This window comes from Actinomyces sp. Z5, assembly GCF_003287795.1.
Classification (GTDB): Bacteria; Actinomycetota; Actinomycetes; order Actinomycetales; family Actinomycetaceae; genus Actinomyces; species Actinomyces glycerinitolerans.
The window spans coordinates 1-17,852 of record NZ_QMIN01000109.1 but is presented as its reverse complement, the minus strand read 5'-3'; the positions used below and the strand labels follow the sequence as shown (position 1 = coordinate 17,852).

Annotated in this window: 11 protein-coding genes; 5 read left to right on the top strand and 6 right to left on the bottom strand. The window is 70.8% G+C overall.

Features of this window, described 5'->3' with window-relative positions:
- The first annotated feature begins 21 nt into the window (after positions 1-21).
- Complete coding sequence (locus tag DRB06_RS14245) at positions 22-2,511, top strand: HAD-IC family P-type ATPase (RefSeq protein WP_181575281.1); 2,490 nt, start codon at positions 22-24, stop codon at positions 2,509-2,511.
- A gap of 62 nt (positions 2,512-2,573) precedes the next feature.
- Here the strand turns inward: DRB06_RS14245 and DRB06_RS14240 are convergent, their stop codons facing one another.
- Positions 2,574-2,858 carry a YciI family protein gene (locus tag DRB06_RS14240; protein ID WP_111820305.1) on the bottom strand — a complete coding sequence of 95 codons (285 nt, stop codon included), beginning with the start codon at positions 2,856-2,858 and terminating at the stop codon, positions 2,574-2,576.
- A 75-nt stretch (positions 2,859-2,933) separates the two neighbouring features.
- Between DRB06_RS14240 and DRB06_RS14235 the strand changes: the two genes are divergently transcribed.
- Positions 2,934-3,731, top strand: a complete 798-nt coding sequence (locus DRB06_RS14235) for a hypothetical protein (protein WP_139240978.1) — start codon at positions 2,934-2,936, stop codon at positions 3,729-3,731.
- A 52-nt stretch (positions 3,732-3,783) separates the two neighbouring features.
- Here the strand turns inward: DRB06_RS14235 and DRB06_RS14230 are convergent, their stop codons facing one another.
- Together DRB06_RS14230 and DRB06_RS14225 are read right to left on the bottom strand one after the other, a co-directional pair.
- Entirely contained in the window at positions 3,784-6,000 is a 2,217-nt protein-coding gene (locus DRB06_RS14230; protein ID WP_111820303.1) for a hypothetical protein, read from the bottom strand.
- A complete protein-coding gene (locus tag DRB06_RS14225) occupies positions 5,997-6,725 on the bottom strand; it encodes an ABC transporter ATP-binding protein (RefSeq protein WP_108966999.1) in 729 nt (242 codons plus the stop codon). The genes DRB06_RS14230 and DRB06_RS14225 overlap by 4 nt, the downstream gene beginning before the upstream one ends.
- Positions 6,726-6,946: 221 nt before the next feature.
- On the opposite strand from DRB06_RS14225, the gene uvrA reads away from it, so the two are divergent.
- A complete protein-coding gene (uvrA, locus tag DRB06_RS14220; protein ID WP_111820359.1) occupies positions 6,947-9,799 on the top strand; it encodes an excinuclease ABC subunit UvrA in 2,853 nt (950 codons plus the stop codon).
- A gap of 35 nt (positions 9,800-9,834) precedes the next feature.
- On the opposite strand, the gene DRB06_RS14215 is transcribed toward uvrA, so the two are convergent.
- Complete coding sequence (locus tag DRB06_RS14215; protein ID WP_258522282.1) at positions 9,835-11,259, bottom strand: PLP-dependent aminotransferase family protein; 1,425 nt, start codon at positions 11,257-11,259, stop codon at positions 9,835-9,837.
- Between the two features lie 85 nt (positions 11,260-11,344).
- Between DRB06_RS14215 and pdxS the strand changes: the two genes are divergently transcribed.
- Both pdxS and pdxT read left to right on the top strand, forming a co-directional pair.
- The gene (pdxS, locus tag DRB06_RS14210; protein ID WP_073332423.1) at positions 11,345-12,274 is read left to right on the top strand and encodes a pyridoxal 5'-phosphate synthase lyase subunit PdxS; all 930 of its coding nucleotides are present in this window, start codon (positions 11,345-11,347) and stop codon (positions 12,272-12,274) included.
- Complete coding sequence (gene pdxT, locus DRB06_RS14205) at positions 12,271-12,834, top strand: pyridoxal 5'-phosphate synthase glutaminase subunit PdxT (RefSeq protein WP_111820301.1); 564 nt, start codon at positions 12,271-12,273, stop codon at positions 12,832-12,834. The genes pdxS and pdxT overlap by 4 nt, the downstream gene beginning before the upstream one ends.
- Here pdxT and DRB06_RS14200 read toward each other — a convergent pair.
- A complete protein-coding gene (locus DRB06_RS14200; protein ID WP_111820300.1) occupies positions 12,794-15,226 on the bottom strand; it encodes a DUF2339 domain-containing protein in 2,433 nt (810 codons plus the stop codon). The two genes, pdxT and DRB06_RS14200, sit on opposite strands and share 41 nt — an antisense overlap.
- Positions 15,227-15,351: 125 nt before the next feature.
- Complete coding sequence (locus tag DRB06_RS14195) at positions 15,352-17,652, bottom strand: DUF2339 domain-containing protein (RefSeq protein WP_111820299.1); 2,301 nt, start codon at positions 17,650-17,652, stop codon at positions 15,352-15,354.
- Between the last annotated feature and the right edge of the window lie 200 nt (positions 17,653-17,852).

Here is a 17,852-nt window from a genome sequence, read left to right as displayed (position 1 = left end):
TGGAAAGTACATGCTGAACCCGTGAACCCGACATCCACCGCTACCGTGCCCGCAGAGGCCGCGGATACGACCGGGCTGACGAGCCGGGAGGTCGCTCAGCGCGTAGCGGCGGGGCAGACCAACGCCTTCCGGGACACGACCTCGCGTTCGGCCGTCGCGATCCTGCGCGCCAATGTCTTCACGGTGTTCAACGCGATCCTGGGCACGGCCCTGGTGCTGATCCTCCTGTTCGGCTCCTGGAAGGACGCCCTGTTCGGCTTCGTGCTGCTGCTGAACACGGCCACCGGCACCATCGCGGAGGTGCGCGCCAAGCGGGCCCTCGACCGCCTGTCGGTGCTGGATGCCCCCCGCGCGCATGTCCTGCGTGACGGCGTCGAGCAGGACGTGGAGGTGGCGGAGGTGGTGCTCGACGACCTGCTGCGGCTGCGCAGCGGCGAGCAGGTGCCCGCGGACGCCGTCGTTCTGGCCAGTGACAACCTGGAGCTGGATGAGTCCATTCTCACCGGCGAGTCCGCCTCCGTCCGTCCCGGTCCGGGGGACCGGGTCATGTCCGGTACCACCGTCACCGCCGGCACGGCTCTGGCGCGGACGACGGCGGTCGGCGCCGACGCCTACGCCCACCGGCTGGCCCGGGAGGCGCGACGCTACTCGGTGGTCACCTCCGAACTGCAGGAGGGCACCAACCGGGTGCTGCGCTGGATCTCCTGGGTGATCGTGCCCGTCGCCCTGCTGCTGTTCTGGTCGCAGTTGCGGCAGAACGGCGGCGTGGCGCAGGCGCTCACCTCCGGGCAGTGGCAGGCGGCACTGGTGGCGGGCATCGCGGGCGTGGTCGGCATGGTGCCGCAGGGGCTGGTGCTGCTCACCTCCGTCAACTTCGCCACGGCCTCCCTGGCTCTGGCCCGCCGCAACGTGCTGGTGCAGGAGCTGCCCGCGGTCGAGGTGCTGGCCCGCGTGGACACCCTGTGCCTGGACAAGACCGGCACCGTCACCACCGGATCCATCCGCCTGGATGAGGTCACCGGCCCCGACGGCGGCGCCCCGGGCCGGAGGGTCCTGGAGGCCCTGGCCGCCCTCAGCGACGGCGAGGATCCCAACGCCACCGCCGTCGCCATTGCCCGTGGCCTGACCGAGGAGCGGTACCTGGGGGAGCGGGCCGCCGCGGCCCGAGCTCGCACGGTGGAGGCGGCCGTGCCCTTCTCCTCACGGCGCAAGTGGTCGGCGGTCCGCTACGACGGCGTCACCTGGGTGCTCGGCGCCCCCGAGATCATCCTGGCTACCGCCCCGGGGGCGGACGTCGTGCTGGCGCGGGCGCGTGAGCGCGCCGCCGACGGCGCCCGGGTGGTGGCGTTGGCCTGCTCGAGCGAACCCTGCGGCGAGGACGCCGAGGACCACCTGCTGCCCGGCGGACTGGAGCCGGCGGCGCTGGCGGTGCTGGCCGAGGAGATCCGCCCCGACGCCGCCCGGACCCTCGACTACTTCCGGCAGCAGGGCGTGGAGGTGAAGGTGATCTCCGGGGACAACCCGGACACCGTGGCCGCCGTCGCCCGTCGGGCGGGCGTAACCGGCCCGGACGGCGGGGCGCCGGTCGCCGTCGACGCCCGCACCCTGTCGCAGGAGCCGGACCCGGACGGCCCGGAGGCCGAGCGCCTGGCCGACGCCCTCGAGGGTGCGAGCGTGCTGGGACGGGTGACTCCCGAGCAGAAGCGCGCCTTCGTGCGGGCGCTCAAGTCGCGGGGCCGGGTGGTGGCCATGACCGGCGACGGCGTCAACGACGCCCTGGCTCTGAAAGACGCCGACCTGGGCATCGCCATGGGCAACGGCGCACCCGCCACCAAGGCGGTCGCCCGCCTGGTGCTGCTGCGCGGGGAGTTCTCCGCCCTGCCGGGCGTAGTGGCGCAGGGACGGCGGGTCATGGCCAACACCGAGCGCATCGCCTCCCTGTTCCTGGCCAAGACGGTCTACGCCTCGCTGATCGCCGTGGTGGTGTCCCTGACCGCCATCGCCTACCCGTTCCTGCCGCGGCAACTGACCATCGTGTCGTCCCTGACCATCGGCATCCCCGCGTTCATCCTCGCCCTGGCACCCAACTCCCGCCGCTACCGGGCGGGCTTCCTGGGGCGGGTGCTGACCCTGGCGGTGCCGGCCGGGCTGGTGGCCGGCTGCGCCACGCTGGCGGCCCGCACCTGGCTGGTGGCCTCCGGGGCGGAGCAGGCGCAGGTGACCACCGGCGCCACCCTGGTGCTGGTGTGCGCCGGACTGTGGCTGCTCACCTTGACGGCCCGGCCGCTGCTGGGCTGGCGGCTTGGACTGGTGGCGGCGATGGCCGGGATCGCGGTGCTGGGTGTGTTCGTGCCCGCGGTGCGTGACTTCTTCCTGCTGGCCTGGCCCGCGGCGGGCACCTGGTGGGTCGTGCTGATCGTGTCCGCCGCCGCGGTGGCCGGCATTGAGGCGGTATACCTGGCGCGCCCGCGCCTGGTCGCGTACCTGCGCGCCCGCGGCCTGGTGAACTGAACCTGTTTAACCGCGGCGGGCGCGGGGGAGCCTGGCCGTGAGACAGGGAGGCCGGAGGACCGTCAGGCCAGGACGCCGATCACCGGGTTCCACTCGTGGGGGATGCGCTCGGCGATGAAGCCCGCCTGGTTGAAGGGGTCCTCCTCCAGCAGGGCCAGGGCGCCGGCGTCGTCGTCGGCGCGCACCACGATGAGCGCGTCGTGCGTGCCCACGTAGGGGCCGGCGGCGAGCAGCCGGTCCTGCTCGGCCAGAGCGGCGTTGAAGGCGCGGTGGGTGGGGCGGAGGTCGGCCATGGCCTCGTCCTGGTCGGTGACGTAGTGGTACTCGACGGCGAAGATCTTGCTCATGCCGTCAGCCTAGCCATCCTCCGGCCAGGACGTCGGCCTCCGGGATTCGCGTCCTCGATCGGCTACGCTCGCGCCATGCTGAGCCTTATTCCGGAGTGGACTATCGAGGCGCCGCAGTCGCCGGTTCCCCGCGAGGTCGTGAAGGTGGGTGGTCTGCCGCTCGGCTGGCCTGTCGGCAGGGATTGGCCGTTGTGCGCCGAGTGCGGCCTGCCGATGTCCTTCCTCCTCCAGGCCGGCGAGTCGGCGCAGCTGCCTCACACGCCTGCGGGTCAGGTCATGTTCGTGTTCAAGTGCGAGCGCGGCAGTGTCTGTGCCTTCTGGGAGCCGGGCACGGGCCGCAACTGTGTTGCGCTGCTCGACTTCGAAGATCTGAGTGATGCAGCGGCTACCGCCCCCGAGGGTACGCCGGTGCTGCTCGAGCTGTGGGCACGGCGGTGGCGCGAGCATGACGACGGCGTGGATGCGTCCCTGGAGCCCGCGTTCTTCGATGCCCGGCATGACGCGATGCCCGAGGGTATCGCGTACCCGCACGACTTCGACTTCGCGCTCCAGACCAAGGTCGGCGGCCTTCCCTACTGGACGGCGAACGGGACCGTGGCCTTCCGGTACTCCGGCGGCACGGTTCTCACCGAAGGAGGGGACTGGCACTTGGTACTCCAGCTCGACACCGCGCTGAAGGTGGTCGATCCCATCGGCGCAGTGCAGGCCTACGCAGACTCGCACCCCGTGGGTCCTGCGCGCGAGGGCGCCGCTGAGGTCTATCCGGAGGACGGAAGCGTTGAGATCGCGAACTTCTGCCTGGACGGGATCGGCTATGTGCTCGTCGACGGCTCAGCGCAATCTCCGGAGCCGGTGTTCCTGATCAACCGCTGACGGGGCTGGCTTATGGAGCCGGGCGAGGGACCGGTGAGATGTGTACGGGAGGTCAGGGTCGCCAGCGGCGGGTGGCACGGCCGGTGGCACGCGCCGCGCTGATGCTGGCAACGGCTGCCACCAATACCGTAATCGCCAAGCAGACGGCCGCGTAGGCCGGACTGGGACGCCACAGGACACTGTCATTGTTCGTGGCAACTCTCGCCTGGCCTAGGGGCAGAATCAGGTAGAGGACCGTCGCGGTTAGGCCGGACACGAGCACGATCACACCGGTGCGCCAGCGGGCCGTCGAGGCCGCGCAGGACACCGAACCGGACAGAGCACCCACAGGCGCCAGGTTGCGGGCGGCGCGCGCGGAGTCATGCGCCAGTGCCAGCCCGAGCACGATCGCCAGTACCGACAGCCCCACGGCGCCCAGGGTCACGGTCCAGCGGGAGCGGATGTACTGCACCTGACCGGCGGTAATCCACTCCTGCGGCTGGCAAAACACCTGCACACCAGGGGCATTCGCGTGCAGCATCCGCTCGATCCTGCGCATATCTAGGTCCGCGCCGTTCACCGACATGAGGTAAACGCCGCTGCCGGTCTCGTAACCGCGCATGATTTGGCCGGGGGCGGCCGTCGGAGTGATCTCAATGTCGGTTGCACCGGCGAGTTCGTACACCTGCCCGAGGACGGGAACGTTCGTCAACAGTTCGGTGGCCGAGACCTGCTGCTGGGCGCATTCCAGACCCCAGGAGGACAGCAGCTCGCAGCTGGCTTCGATATGGGGCATCGGCTCTGCGTCGGCCGCATCCGACTCGTCGAAGTCGAATCCGGCAGAGAATGCCCCAACCTCATTGGGCAAGAGCGCAACCAGATCCTCGGGAGCGGCGGCCGCATCTAGATGGTCAAGGACGGCGACTTTCTCACCCCACCTGTCCAGTGTCTCTACCGACTCGAAGTACTGCGGGGACATGGATCCGGCCCACAGCTGTATCTGGCCTCCGGCCAGTAGTGCGAGTGTCATCGCCAGTGCCAGATGGCTACTGGCCTTGGACAAGGACACCAACTGGCGGCCCGCGATCAGGCGTCCGGCGTGACCGCGACGGTAGCCCCAGCGGGCCAGCATTCGACCGCACCAGGCGGACAGCGCCGTCACCACGCCGGGCAGCGCCAGTACCGTGAGTACTACACCAGCCGCGTATACAAAGTCCGTTAGCTTGCTTCCTGGATTCCACAACGGGAACCAAATCGCCAGAAGCAAACCGCAGATGAGCAGCAGCGACGGGCTGGCTTTTTTCCAGCGACGGTGACGCCGCCGGGGCGCTGTTGCCTGGCGGCCGTGCCCGCGTCCAAGCAGCACAATGGTGACGGCAAGCACCGCGCCGATCAGCAGTGCGGCAACAATGGGAGCGGCCAACCGCCGCGTATCCGCGGCCGGGAACCAGGCGTCCACCCAGGGCACGCGCACATCCATGCACATGGCAACGCCGGTGAGCGCCCCCGCGAGCACAAAGCCGCCTAGCATTCCCGGCCAGGTCTCCGCCAGGTCGATAACCGCCAGGTCACGGCGGCGCAGGCCGGAGGTCACCAGGGCAGTGATACGCCGCCGGTTCTCCTCCCCGCGCAGCGAGGAGGCGGAGGCGGTCGCGCCGAGGCCGGGCAGGAGCAGCACCCCGGCCACCAGCAGCAGGACCTCCGCCACGGGCGATGCGTTCAGCGAGCCTGAGCCTGCGTAGGCGCCACCCTCAATCGTGGCGCCGAAGCCGCAGATCGACTCCATCGCATCCGCGTTGAGTGCCTGGTCGGTCGGGCGCAGGTACACGCGCCGCTCCTGCGGCACCTCCAAGCCGTCCAGGCCGATCTGAGCTGAGACGGGGCCGAACAGCCCCTCCAACTGCCCGGTCAGGTCCCGGGCGAGGGCGGGGGAGACCACGGCCTCGCCGGGCTCCGGCCACTCTGCAACGCCGGGAGGCAGCGGGGCGTCGTCGCTCAGCGGGGCGAGGACGATGATCGTGACCGGGCGGTTGTTCACCTGGGTGAACCCGCCGAAGCGGTACAGGACGGTCGCCTCCTGCGCGTCGCACAGCTGCGGAGCAATGGACTCGGCGCGCTCCCGGTGCAGGGCATCCCCGAACCAGGTCAGTGCGAGGCCGGCCAGGCTCAGACACAACAGACAGGTCCCCAGGAACAAGGCCACGGTCTGGGTGCGTGCGAGCAGTCGGGACTCCGAGTGCCGCAGGCTGGTGCCGATGCGCAGCAGACCGGACAGCAGACGACGGTTCATCGGTCCGCCGCCTGCCCGGATTGGTGAACCGTCGCGGTCAGTTTCCCGTCGGCCAGCGCCATGACGTGATCTGCGCGCTGCGCGACCACGGGGTCGTGGGTGACCAGCAGAATGGCGCAGCCCAACTGCGTCGGGAGGGCCATCAGCGTGTCCATGACGCGGTCCCGGTTGGCGGGGTCCAGCGAACCGGTGGGCTCATCAGCGATGAGCAGCTGCGGGGAGTTGATGAGTGCGCGGGCGATGGCGATGCGCTGGCGCTCACCGCCGGAGAAGGAGGAGGTGGCCCGCTCCTGCACGGTAAGTCCCAGTTCGGTCAGGATCGAGTGGGCGCGCTCCTCGGCGTCGGCGGCGGGCACGCCCGCCACCAGCGCCGGCACGATGATGTTCTCCACAGGGGTCAACTCATCGATGAGGTAGCCGTCCTGGAAGACCATGCCGATGTGCTCGCGGCGGATGCGGGCGGTGGCTGCGCTGTTGCCGGCCTGCATGGCCTCGCCGCAGATGGTGATGGAGCCGGCGTCGGCGCGCAGCAGCCCGAGGATGGCGGACAGCAGGGTGCTCTTGCCGGCGCCGGAGGGGCCGATCAGTGCGGTGGTACTGCCAGCCTGCAGAGTCAGGTCGAGGGCGTCCAGGACGGTGCGCTCCCCGAAGGAGACGGTGAGGCCCTGGACGGCCAGTACTTCATTCGCGGGCCGTGAAGCCGTTGCTGACGGGTTTGCGTCCATGGGGATCCGTTTCGGTGGTTGGAGAACGGCAACGCCTATGTGTCTGAACAAACATAGTTGTGAGTCCGCTCCTAGCCGCCGCAACACACGCAAAGACTCGCGCCACGTTGAAGGCCTGCGCCGCGTCGGGTCCTACTCGTGTCCAAGGCATCGGCGGCACCCCGCCTCACACAGTCGAACGGGTGTACGAAAGCGGGGCCTTGGCCCTACACTCTGACCCCGTGAACGACTCCCTCATCATCCGTGGCGCCCGCGAGCACAACCTGCAGGGCATCGGCATCGACCTCCCGCGGGACAAGATGATCGTCTTCACCGGCCTGTCCGGCTCGGGCAAGTCCTCCCTCGCCTTCGACACGATCTTCGCCGAGGGGCAGCGCCGCTACGTGGAGTCGCTGTCCTCCTACGCCCGCCAGTTCCTCGGCCAGATGGACAAGCCCGACGTCGACTTCATCGAGGGGCTGTCACCGGCGGTGTCCATCGACCAGAAGTCCACCTCCCGCAACCCCCGCTCCACGGTCGGCACCGTCACCGAGGTCTACGACTACCTGCGCCTGCTGTACGCGCGCGCCGGCATCCAGCACTGCCCCGTCTGCGACGCCGTCATCTCCTCCCAGACCCCTCAGCAGATCGTCGACCACATCCGCGAGATGGAGGACGGCACCCGCTTCCAGGTGCTCGCCCCCGTCATCCGCGGCCGCAAGGGCGAGTACACCGAGCTGTTCACCGAGCTGCAGGGCCGCGGCTTCTCCCGCGTCCGCGTCGACGGCGCCACCCACCGCCTGGGGGAGGTGCCCGCCCTGAACAAGAAGCTCAAGCACAACATCGAGGTGGTCGTCGACCGGCTGGTGGTGCGTGAGGGCATCCGCCAGCGGCTGACCGACTCGGTGGAGACCGCTCTGGAGCTCGCCGACGGCCTGGTCATCATCGACCTGGTGGATCTGCCCGAGGACGACCCCGGCCGCACCCGCCGCTACTCCGAGAAACGTGCCTGCCCCAACGAGCACCCGCTCCAACTGGACGAGATGGAGCCGCGCACCTTCTCCTTCAACGCCCCCTACGGCGCCTGCCCCGCCTGCACCGGCATCGGCAGCCGACTGGAGGTCGACCCCGAGCTCGTCGTCCCCGATGAGGAACTCACCCTGGCCGAGGGCGCAGTCGCCCCCTGGGCCAGCCACCAGAAGTACTTCACCCGCCAGCTCAAGGCGCTGGGCGAGGAACTGTCCTTCGACGTCGACACCCCCTGGCGCGCGCTGCCCGAGCGCGCCAAGGACGCGATCCTGCGCGGCAAGGACTTCGAGATCAAGGTCCGCTACCGCAACCGCTGGGGCCGGGAGCGCATCTACTCCACCGGCTTCGAGGGCGCCCTCAACTACGTCATGCGCAAGCACGACGAGACCGAGTCCGAATGGTCCAAGGAGCGCTACGAGGGGTACATGCGGGAGGTCCCCTGTCCCGTCTGCAACGGCACCCGGCTCAAGCCGGAAGTACTGGCCGTACGCGTGGGCGATAAGTCCATCGCCCAGCTGTGCGACCTGTCCATCAGCGAGTGCCGTGACTTCCTGGCCGGGCTGGAGCTGACCGGCCAGGCCGCGCAGATCGCCGGCAGCGTCCTCAGTGAGATCGCCGCCCGCCTGGGCTTCCTCGTCGACGTCGGCCTGGACTACCTGAGCCTGTCCCGCGGCGCCGCCACCCTGTCCGGGGGCGAGGCACAGCGCATCCGCCTGGCCACCCAGATCGGCTCCGGGCTGGTCGGCGTCCTGTACGTACTGGACGAGCCCAGCATCGGCCTGCACCAGCGGGACAACGCCCGCCTCATCGACACCCTGGAGCGCCTGCGGGACCTGGGCAACACCCTGATCGTCGTGGAGCACGACGAGGAGACCATCCGCTCGGCCGACTACGTGGTGGACATCGGTCCCGGGGCGGGGGAGAAGGGCGGCCAGGTCGTCTACGCCGGCGAGGTCGCCGGCCTGCTTCGGGCCCGCGGCTCCGTCACCGGCGACTACCTGGCGGGCCGCCGCGCCATCGAGGTGCCCGCCAGCCGCCGCAAGCCCGTCAAGGGGAAGGCGGTCACCGTCGTCGGCGCCCGGGAGAACAACCTCAAGGACGTCACCGTCACCTTCCCGCTGGGCGTATTCACGGCCGTCACCGGCGTGTCCGGCTCCGGGAAGTCCTCCCTGGTCAACTCGATCCTCTACCAGGTACTGGCCAACCGGCTCAACCACGCCCGGGGCGTGCCCGGGCGGCACAAGACCGTACGCGGCCTGGACAACCTGGACAAGGTCGTGCACGTGGACCAGTCGCCCATCGGCCGCACGCCGCGCTCCAACCCGGCCACCTACACGGGCGTGTGGGACCACATCCGCAAGATCTTCGCGCAGGTGCCGGAGTCGAAGGTGCGCGGCTACGGCCCCGGTCGCTTCTCCTTCAACGTCAAGGGCGGCCGCTGCGAGGCCTGTAAGGGCGACGGCATCCTCAAGATCGAGATGAACTTCCTGCCGGACGTGTACGTGCCCTGCGAGGTGTGCGGCGGCGCCCGCTACAACCGGGAGACGCTGGAGATCCGCTACAAGGACGCCACGGTCGCCGACGTCCTGGACATGACCATCAGCCAGGCCGCCGACTTCTTCGCCGCCACCCCCATCATCGCCCGCCACCTGAACACGCTGGTGGAGGTGGGACTCGGCTACGTGCGCCTGGGGCAGGCCGCCACCACCCTGTCCGGCGGTGAGGCCCAGCGCGTCAAGCTTGCCACCGAGCTGCAGCGCCGCTCCACCGGACGCACCATCTACGTGCTGGACGAGCCCACCACCGGCCTGCACTTCGAGGACATCCGCAAGCTCCTGGCAGTACTGCAGGGACTGGTGGACAAGGGCAACTCCGTGGTGGTGATCGAGCACAACTTGGATGTCATCGCCAACGCCGACTGGATCATCGACATGGGCCCCGAGGGAGGCAAGAACGGCGGCACCGTGGTTGCCACCGGCACCCCCGAGCAGGTCGCCGAGGTCGAGGGCTCCTGGACCGGCCACTACCTCAAGGAGCTGCTCGAGCAGCGCCGGGCGGCGAGCTGACCGGCTCCGCCGCCCGGGGCTGCGGACCGGCTCCGCTAGTCCCGGGCGGCGCGCTCCGGCCGGGGCCTAGGGCCGTAGGGGGTGAGCGCCTCTCGCAGGCGCACCAGCAGTTCCCGCAGGCGCTCGGGCGTGCGCGCGCCCAGGCCGAGCACCACGCCCGGGCCGGCTGCCGCTCCCGGGGAGGCCCAGTACGCGGACATTCCGGCGACTCCCAAACCCGCGCGGTGACACGCGGCCACGGCGCCCGCCTCATCCGCCTGCGGCGCCAGCAGGACGACGGCGTGGAGCCCACCCTCCATGGGTACGCCCTCCGGGAACACCTCCGTGAACAGCGCCCGCCGCTGCCGCTCGATCCGACGCGCCCGGGCCACGTGCCGGCGCAGGCCGTCCTGGGCCAGGAAGCGGGTCATCGCGTCCTGCACGATCCCGGACACGGGCACGCACAGCGGGCGCATCCGCTCCAGCAGCGGCGCGGGCGCCACCAGGTAGCCCAGGCCGACGGCGGGACTCAGGGTCTTCGCAAAGGAGCCGAGCATGATGACCCGCTCGCCGGGGTCCAGGGACAGCAGGGGCGCGGGCGTGCTGCGCAGCTCGGCGTCGTAGTCATCCTCAATGATCATCGCCTCCGCCCGGCGCGCCGCCCCCAACAGGGACAGGCGCTGCCCGGCGGGCATGCGCTCGCCCCACGGGAACTGGTGATTCGGCGTCACCAGTACCGCCTGCGCCCCGGCGGGAAGTGCCGGCGATGTGGGAGCCTCCCGGAAGGCGGCGGTGTCGACCGGGACCGTGCGCCAGCCCAGCGCCCGGGGAATGCCGGTGAGTGAGGGGTAGCCGGGCTCCTCGACCGCCAGCGTCCCCGTGCCTGAGACGCCCCCGCGGCCGCCCAGCGCGCCCAGGGCCAGCCGCAGGCCATCGCGCGCCCCCGCCGTCACCAGAATGCGTTCCGGATCGACGTCGACCTGGCGGGCGCGCCGAATATGGGTGGCCAGGAGCTCGCGCAGCTCGGCGGAGCCGGAGGCGGGGTGCGGTCGCGGATCCGCGGCGGCGGCCCGCCAGGCGGAGCGCCACAGGCCGGTGGTGAGGACCCCGGTGACCGGTGCGCCCGGCCTCAGCTCGGTGGGTTGAAAGTCCGCCGGCGCGCCGGCGGGGCGTGCACGCCGTTGCGGCAACGGCCGGGGCAGCTCCGGGTTGACGCGGGTGCCGCCGTGCGTGGCGGTGAGAAAGCCCTCGGCCACGAGCTGCTCGTAGGCGGTCACTACGCTCCCACGCGATATGCCGAGCTCCCGTGCGAGCAGTCGGGTGGCGGGGAGCGGGTCCCCGGGTGCGAGCTCGCCGCGCGCCACGCGGCCGCGGATGTCCACCACGACCTGCTGGGGGAGTGGCCGCCCGTGGTCGATGATCACCCGACCGCCTCCCATACCTGTTGAACCGAGCGCGTCGGCTGCGCAAACCGCTGCCATCTCCGACACAGACTAGCCGGTGGTCCAAAGAATTGTCCCCGTTGTGGACCTGACAATGACCCACCGGTGTCGTGAGCATGGCGCCATGAGCACACGCGAAACTCCCGCCGTCCCCGATTCCGCTGCCATTCCCGCGGGCACCGGCTCGCCCCTGGTCAAACGGGGCCTGGCCGACATGCTCAAGGGCGGCGTGATCATGGATGTGGTTACCCCGGAGCAGGCGCGCATCGCCGAGGACGCCGGCGCCGTCGCCGTCATGGCACTTGAGCGCGTCCCCGCCGATATCCGCGCCCAGGGCGGCGTGGCCCGCATGTCCGACCCCGACCTGATCGCCGCCATCATCGACGCCGTCTCCATCCCCGTGATGGCCAAAGCCCGCATCGGCCACTTCGTCGAGGCACAGGTCCTACAGCACCTGGGCGTGGACTACATCGACGAGTCCGAGGTCCTGTCGCCGGCGGACTACGCCCACCACATCGACAAGCAGCGCTTCACCGTGCCCTTCGTCTGCGGCGCCACGAACCTGGGCGAGGCCCTGCGGCGCATCGCCGAGGGCGCCGCCATGATCCGCTCCAAGGGTGAAGCCGGCACCGGGGACGTGTCCGAGGCGACCCGTCACATCCGCACCATCAAGGAGGAGATCGCCCGCCTGCGCGGCCTGCGTGAGGACGAGCTCTACGTTGCCGCCAAGGAGCTGGCTGCTCCCTACGACCTGGTGGCCGAGGTAGCCCGCAGCGGGGACCTGCCGGTGGTGCTGTTCACCGCCGGCGGGATCGCCACCCCCGCTGACGCCGCCATGATGATGCAGTTGGGTGCCGACGGCGTCTTCGTCGGATCCGGCATATTCAAGTCCGGCGACCCCGCCGCCCGCGCGGCCGCGATCGTCCGGGCCACCGCCGCCTACGACGACCCGGCCGTGATCGCGGAGGTGTCCCGGGGGCTGGGCGAGGCGATGGTGGGCATCAACGTGGCCGACCTGCCCGCGCCGCACCGGCTGGCGGAGCGCGGCTGGTGAGCGGGCGCGTCGTCGGCGTCCTGGCGCTTCAGGGAGGGGTGGCCGAGCACGCCCGCATGATCGAGGCGCTCGGCCACCGTCCCCGGCCGGTGCGCCGGATCGGCGACCTGGAGGGCATTGAGGCGCTCGTGCTGCCAGGCGGGGAGTCGACGACGCTGCACCGGCTGCTGACCGCCTTCGACCTGACCGAGGGCATCAGGGATGCCGCCCGCAGGGTGCCGACGCTCGGCACCTGTGCGGGCCTGATCCTCCTGGCGACGCTGGGGGTGCTGGACGTCGACGTCGAGCGCAACGCCTTCGGCCCTCAGGCGGACTCCGCCACCGCCCGCCTGCCCTGGAAGCACGGGAGCGTCGTGGCCGCCTTCATCCGTGCACCGCGCGTGACCCGGGTGGGCGGCGGCGTGCGCGTCTGCTCAACCTGGCAGGGCGGCGGCCGCTATGGGGCCGAGCCGGCGATCGTCGGCGTCGAGCAGGGGGAGGGAGAGCAGCGGATCATCGGCGTCTCCTTCCACCCCGAGCTCACCGGGGATACGACGATCCACCGCGACCTGCTGGACTGATGCCGCCGGCGGAGTCGGCTCCGATCGCGCCGTGCTCCGCCTGCTCCTGCTCCTGCGCGAAATGGTTGTATGCGAGCGACAGCCCGAAGCACACGACGCCGGCGACCATGAGCGCCAGGATCCGCGACAGCGAGTTTTGTCCGGCCAGATCCACCACGGCCAGCTTGAACACCACCAGCAGTACCAGGGTGAGCCCGTAGTGGCGCAGTGTGGTGGCGCGCAGCCGGAATCCGATGACGATGCAGGCGGCACCGGTCGCCAGCACCACACCGGTGATCAGCAGAGAAGCTGCGGATGCGCCGGTGAGGATCATCACCGACCACCACAGGGCGAGGCTCTGCGAGAGCGCAATGGTCAGTGTCACGGTGAGTGACATTGCGGAGTGCCGCAGCCAGGGCAGCAGCATTCGCCCGCCGACCACCACGAGGGCCAGCGCCAGGGCAACCAACGGCGCCGCCAGCAGCGGAGAGCCCAGGGAGTCGGCGCGTACCAGCACCGCGACGGCCAGCGCCGTCAACAGTGCCTCGCCCAGCCACGCCAGAGCCGGTGGTGTGGGCACGAGCGGGCTGCGCAGGTCGGTTGCGCCCGCCAGCTGTCCTGCGCGCCGACCCGAGACGAGCATGCGCGGGCTGCATTGGGGCGTGAACGCGCCCATGCCGGCCAACGCCAGCGCCAGGGCACCCGCCAGTAGCGGCGCCGCGATCCGGCCGGCCCCGCCGAGACCGCCGGCGGGAACCAGCCGGTCCAACAGCCGGGGGATGATCAGCACCAACTGACCGGCCGCGACCCACATCCCCGCGGACAGCCACGAGGGCCGGTTCGCGTGCTCCTCGGAATGCGGGGGCGGAGCCAGCAGCGCCTCCAGAGGAGCGGTCAGAAGCACGCCGATGAGTACGGCCAGAATGGCCAGCATCACGGTGCTGCGATCGGGGGAGAACACTGCCAGCAGCGCGGCTGTGCTGAACAGCGGGAGCACCAGCACGGGGGCGCTGTAACCGACACGTACCACGGGAACGGCGGCCAGTGCCACCGCTGCCACCGCAGGCGGTAGCAGCGCGATATTCAAAGCGAAGACGGCCACCGCGACGCAGACCACCGTACCCAGGTTCACGGCCGCGACGACGCGCAGCCACGGGGAGGTGGCTCGCTGCGGGAGCAGGGCGGCGGTGGCCAGGCAGACCAGGACCAGGAAGGACATGGCCATGCCATTGCGCGTGGACGACGTCACGTCGTTAGCGGACGCGAGGATTAGCAACGCCAGCGCCTGGATGATGCCGGTGACCGCCCACTCGTATCCGGCGGCCTCCCTTGCTCCGGCTCCGGCCAGCAGACGCGTGGAGTGATGCGCTTGCGCCAAGAGCACCGCGCAGGGCGCTGCGAGCAGCACGATGCCGGTGAGCGGCTGAGCCACCAGCAGCCGGGAGGGGCCGGCCAGCAGCACGGTGCCGGTGACCACCATGGAGGTGGTCGGCAGCCAGGGCGCCAGGCGCATGCGCGGCGTGAAGCGCGGCAGTATCGCCGCCACCACGGCCAGGGTGACGGTGTAGATATCGATCAGGGTCCAGGCCAGGACCGCCTGTTCCGGGTGCGTTGCCACCTGCCAGGTGGTGAAGCCGACGGTCACCAGCGCCCCCAGCATGGAGATGACGGCGGTGAAGAACTGCGCGGTGACGCAGGACACCAGCAGCAGCACGAAGGCCCAGGCCACCATCAGTCCCAGGGCGGCGACCGGGCTCAGTCCGGCGATCAGGGCGGCACCGATGACGGCGACGAAGCCGAGCGCACCGCCCGTGCCCGTGAGGGTGGCGGCCGCCACCTGCAGCCGCTCCCGCTTCTGGTTGACGACCGTGCCCGCGGCGACCAGGGAGACGGCGACGACGCCCAGCGCCGTTACCTTCACGACGTCGGGAATCTGGTCCCAGACCAGGGCTATGAGGCTCACGGCGGCGGACACGATCAGGAACGCGGCCGCCCCGGACAGGACGTATCTGCCGATATTGCCCTCGTTGCGCTTCTCCCGCATGGGCCGCATGGCGAACGGGTCGCTGTCGGCGGCGCTCGTGGCGCCGCTGGGGGCCACTGCCGTCGGGGCCTTCTGCGATGGGGTGGAGGGCCCCTTCAGAACGGGCTTGGACGGCGGGTATGTGGCCAGGGCCGGGGTCCGGGGCTGTTGCACCGCGGGAGCCGCGGCCGGTGAGGAGGACGACGTCCGCGTAGTTATCGGCCGGGCGGGTGGGGAGGCGACCGGCGCGGGGCGCGGCTGCGGACGCGCCGCAGAATCGAGGGGGTACCCGTCACGGGAGATCCGTTTGGCCACCCAGTCGAGTTTGCGTTCGAGGGTTGTCAGGCGCCCGATGATCTCTTCGAGCTGCTCACTGCTGACCGTATCCATGTCTCAAGGATCCGGTCCTGGCGGGCCAAAGTCACGCCGTCGCGACGGGGAGTACTTCCCTCGGCCCGGATTGTGATCGAGCCGGACATGTCCGGCGCGTCGGGTACGTCGGTCACGCAGGTCCATCAGGCGTAGGGCGGCACCCGATGATCGTCGGCCGGCGCCGGGCCCGTCCCGGCAGCATATCGGGCCTGCTCGCGCGCGAAGCGGTTGTATGCCAAAGACAGGCAGAAACACGCCAGCCCGGCCACCAGCAGCGCCAGGATCTGGGTGAGCGAGTTCCCGTTCGCCAGGTCCAGCACCGCGAGCTTGACCACCACCAGCATCACTAGTGTCAGCCCGTAGTGGCGCAGTGCGACCGCCCGCGCCCGGAAGCCGAGCACAATGCCCACTGCGCCGGTCGCCAGCACCACACCGGTGACCAGCAACGAGGTCGCCGACGCACCGGTGAGGACCATTACCGACCACCACAGCGCCACGCTGAGCGAGATGGCGGTGGCCGTGCCGGCGCCCGCGCGCCGCAGCCAGGGCAGCAACAGGCGGGCCGCCGCCACCGCGAGCACCAGGCCCAGCACCACCAGCGGTGCCGCCACCAGCCGGTCGCCCGCGGAATCCGCGCGCGCCAGGATGACGAGCGCCTGCAGGCACAGCAGCGCGAACCCCACCCAGCCGATGACCGGAGTCGCGGGAATTCGCGGCGTGCGCGGCCCATTTGCGCCCTCGATGGCGCCGGCGTGGGTCCCCGAGGCGAGCGCGAGTGGAGTGCATCCACGGGTGAACAGCCCCAGGCCCGTCAGCGCCAGGGCGCACACGCCACCCACCAGCGGGGCTGCGGAGCCGCCCGGGACCAGCCGCGCGACCAGCGCGGGCAGCACCACCACCAGGTCCGCGCCGATCAGCCAGACGGCCGCGGTCAGCAGGTCGACGCGTGCCTGTTGCGCGCGCCCGGGGCTCCGGGCAGGGGTTAGTCGGCTCTCCAGCAGCAGGCTCAGGCCGGCGGCGGTGGCCACCGCGACGAGTGCGAGTCCGACGGCGTCCCTGTCTGAATGTGCTCGGGTGGCGAGCGCGAACGCCGGCAGACCCGCCAGTGGCAGTATCGGGATCGGCGCGGCTTGCCCGACGCGGACCACCGGGGCGCCGGCCAGCCCCACCGCCAGCACCGCAGGCAGGAGCAGGCGGGGCTCCACGGCGAAGACGGCGGCACCGATGCCCACCATCACCCCAAGGTTTACCCCGGCCACGTTCCGCGGCCAGGCAGCCGTACCGCCGTCGGGAAGCAGCGCCGCGGTGGAGGCGACCGCAGCCACCAGGAGCACCACGCCGGTCAGGGCACGGGCCGCCGGCGGGGCCGCCGGATCCAGTCCCAGGTGCAGCACGGCCAGCACCATTGCGACACCCACGGCGCCCCATTCCCAAGCGGCCGCGGCGCGCCCGACCGTGCGTGACAGCAGCCGCCCGGAGTGATGCGCCTGAACCAGCAGCACGACGGCCGGTAGACACAGCAGGGCGACCCCGGTCGGGGACCCACCGCGCAGAAGAACGGTCGGCCCGATCACCAGCGCCGTCGCCGTGACCACCATGGAGGTGGTGGGCAGCCAGACGGCATGGCGCATCCGCCGCGCAAAGTGCGCCAGCAGCGCGGACACCGCCGCGAGGGCGATCAAGTAGCCGTTCACGAGCATCCACACCAACGCCGCCCGGCCCGGATGCGCATTGGCCTGCACCCACGCGAAATCAACCGCGACCAGGGCGCCAAGGGCGGAAATCACGGCGGTGAAGAATTGCCCGGCGGTCCAGGACACCAGTAGGAGCACGAACCCCCAGGCGGCCATCAGCGCCATGGCCACGGGGGCTTGTAGGTGCACGAGCAGGACCGCGCCAATGATGGTTACGAAGCCCAACGCCCCACCCGTACCGGTTACGGTGGCCGCCGCCACCCGCAGGCGGGGCCGATTCTCCGCCAGCGTGGTGCCCGCGGAGACCATGGCGAGGGACAACAGTCCGAGCCCGCCGACCTTCCAGCCGTCGGGAATCTGCTCCCAAACCAGCGCAATGAGGCTCACCGCGGCCAGCAGCACCAGCAGCGCCGCCGCGCCGGACAGCAGATAGGCGCCCAAGTTACCCTCCCGCGCCGGAGGCAATTGGGTGGCGGGCGGGGCTCCGGCGTCGGGGGAGCGCGGCGGCGTCGGCTGCGGCGCCCACAACGGCTGCGGTGGCTGCTGCTGTGGGGGTGCATACGGATCGGGAGCGTAGGCGGTAGTGGGCATGTCCCGGGCGGGCTGCCGGGTGGCGGGTCCGGAGGGCAGCGTGGTGGCGGGCCCGGAGGACAGCCGGGCGACTTGTCCCTCCAACCGTCCGACCTCACGCTCCAGGGCGTCCAGACGCGCGATCACCTCATCGAATCGTGCGCGCTCTTGGGAATCCATGATTCAAGGATCCGGCAAGGTCGCGGCGTTGTCACGACTTTGATACGGAGACTTGGACGCGGTGGGCTGATGGGCGGTGGATCAGGCGCGACGGTTTGTGTGTTGGCCTGACGGTTCGTGCGTTGCGGTCGACGGTTCGGCACATCCGGCGACGGTTCGTGGGTGTGATGTCTCAGGACATCGGTGACAGTTTTGTGTCA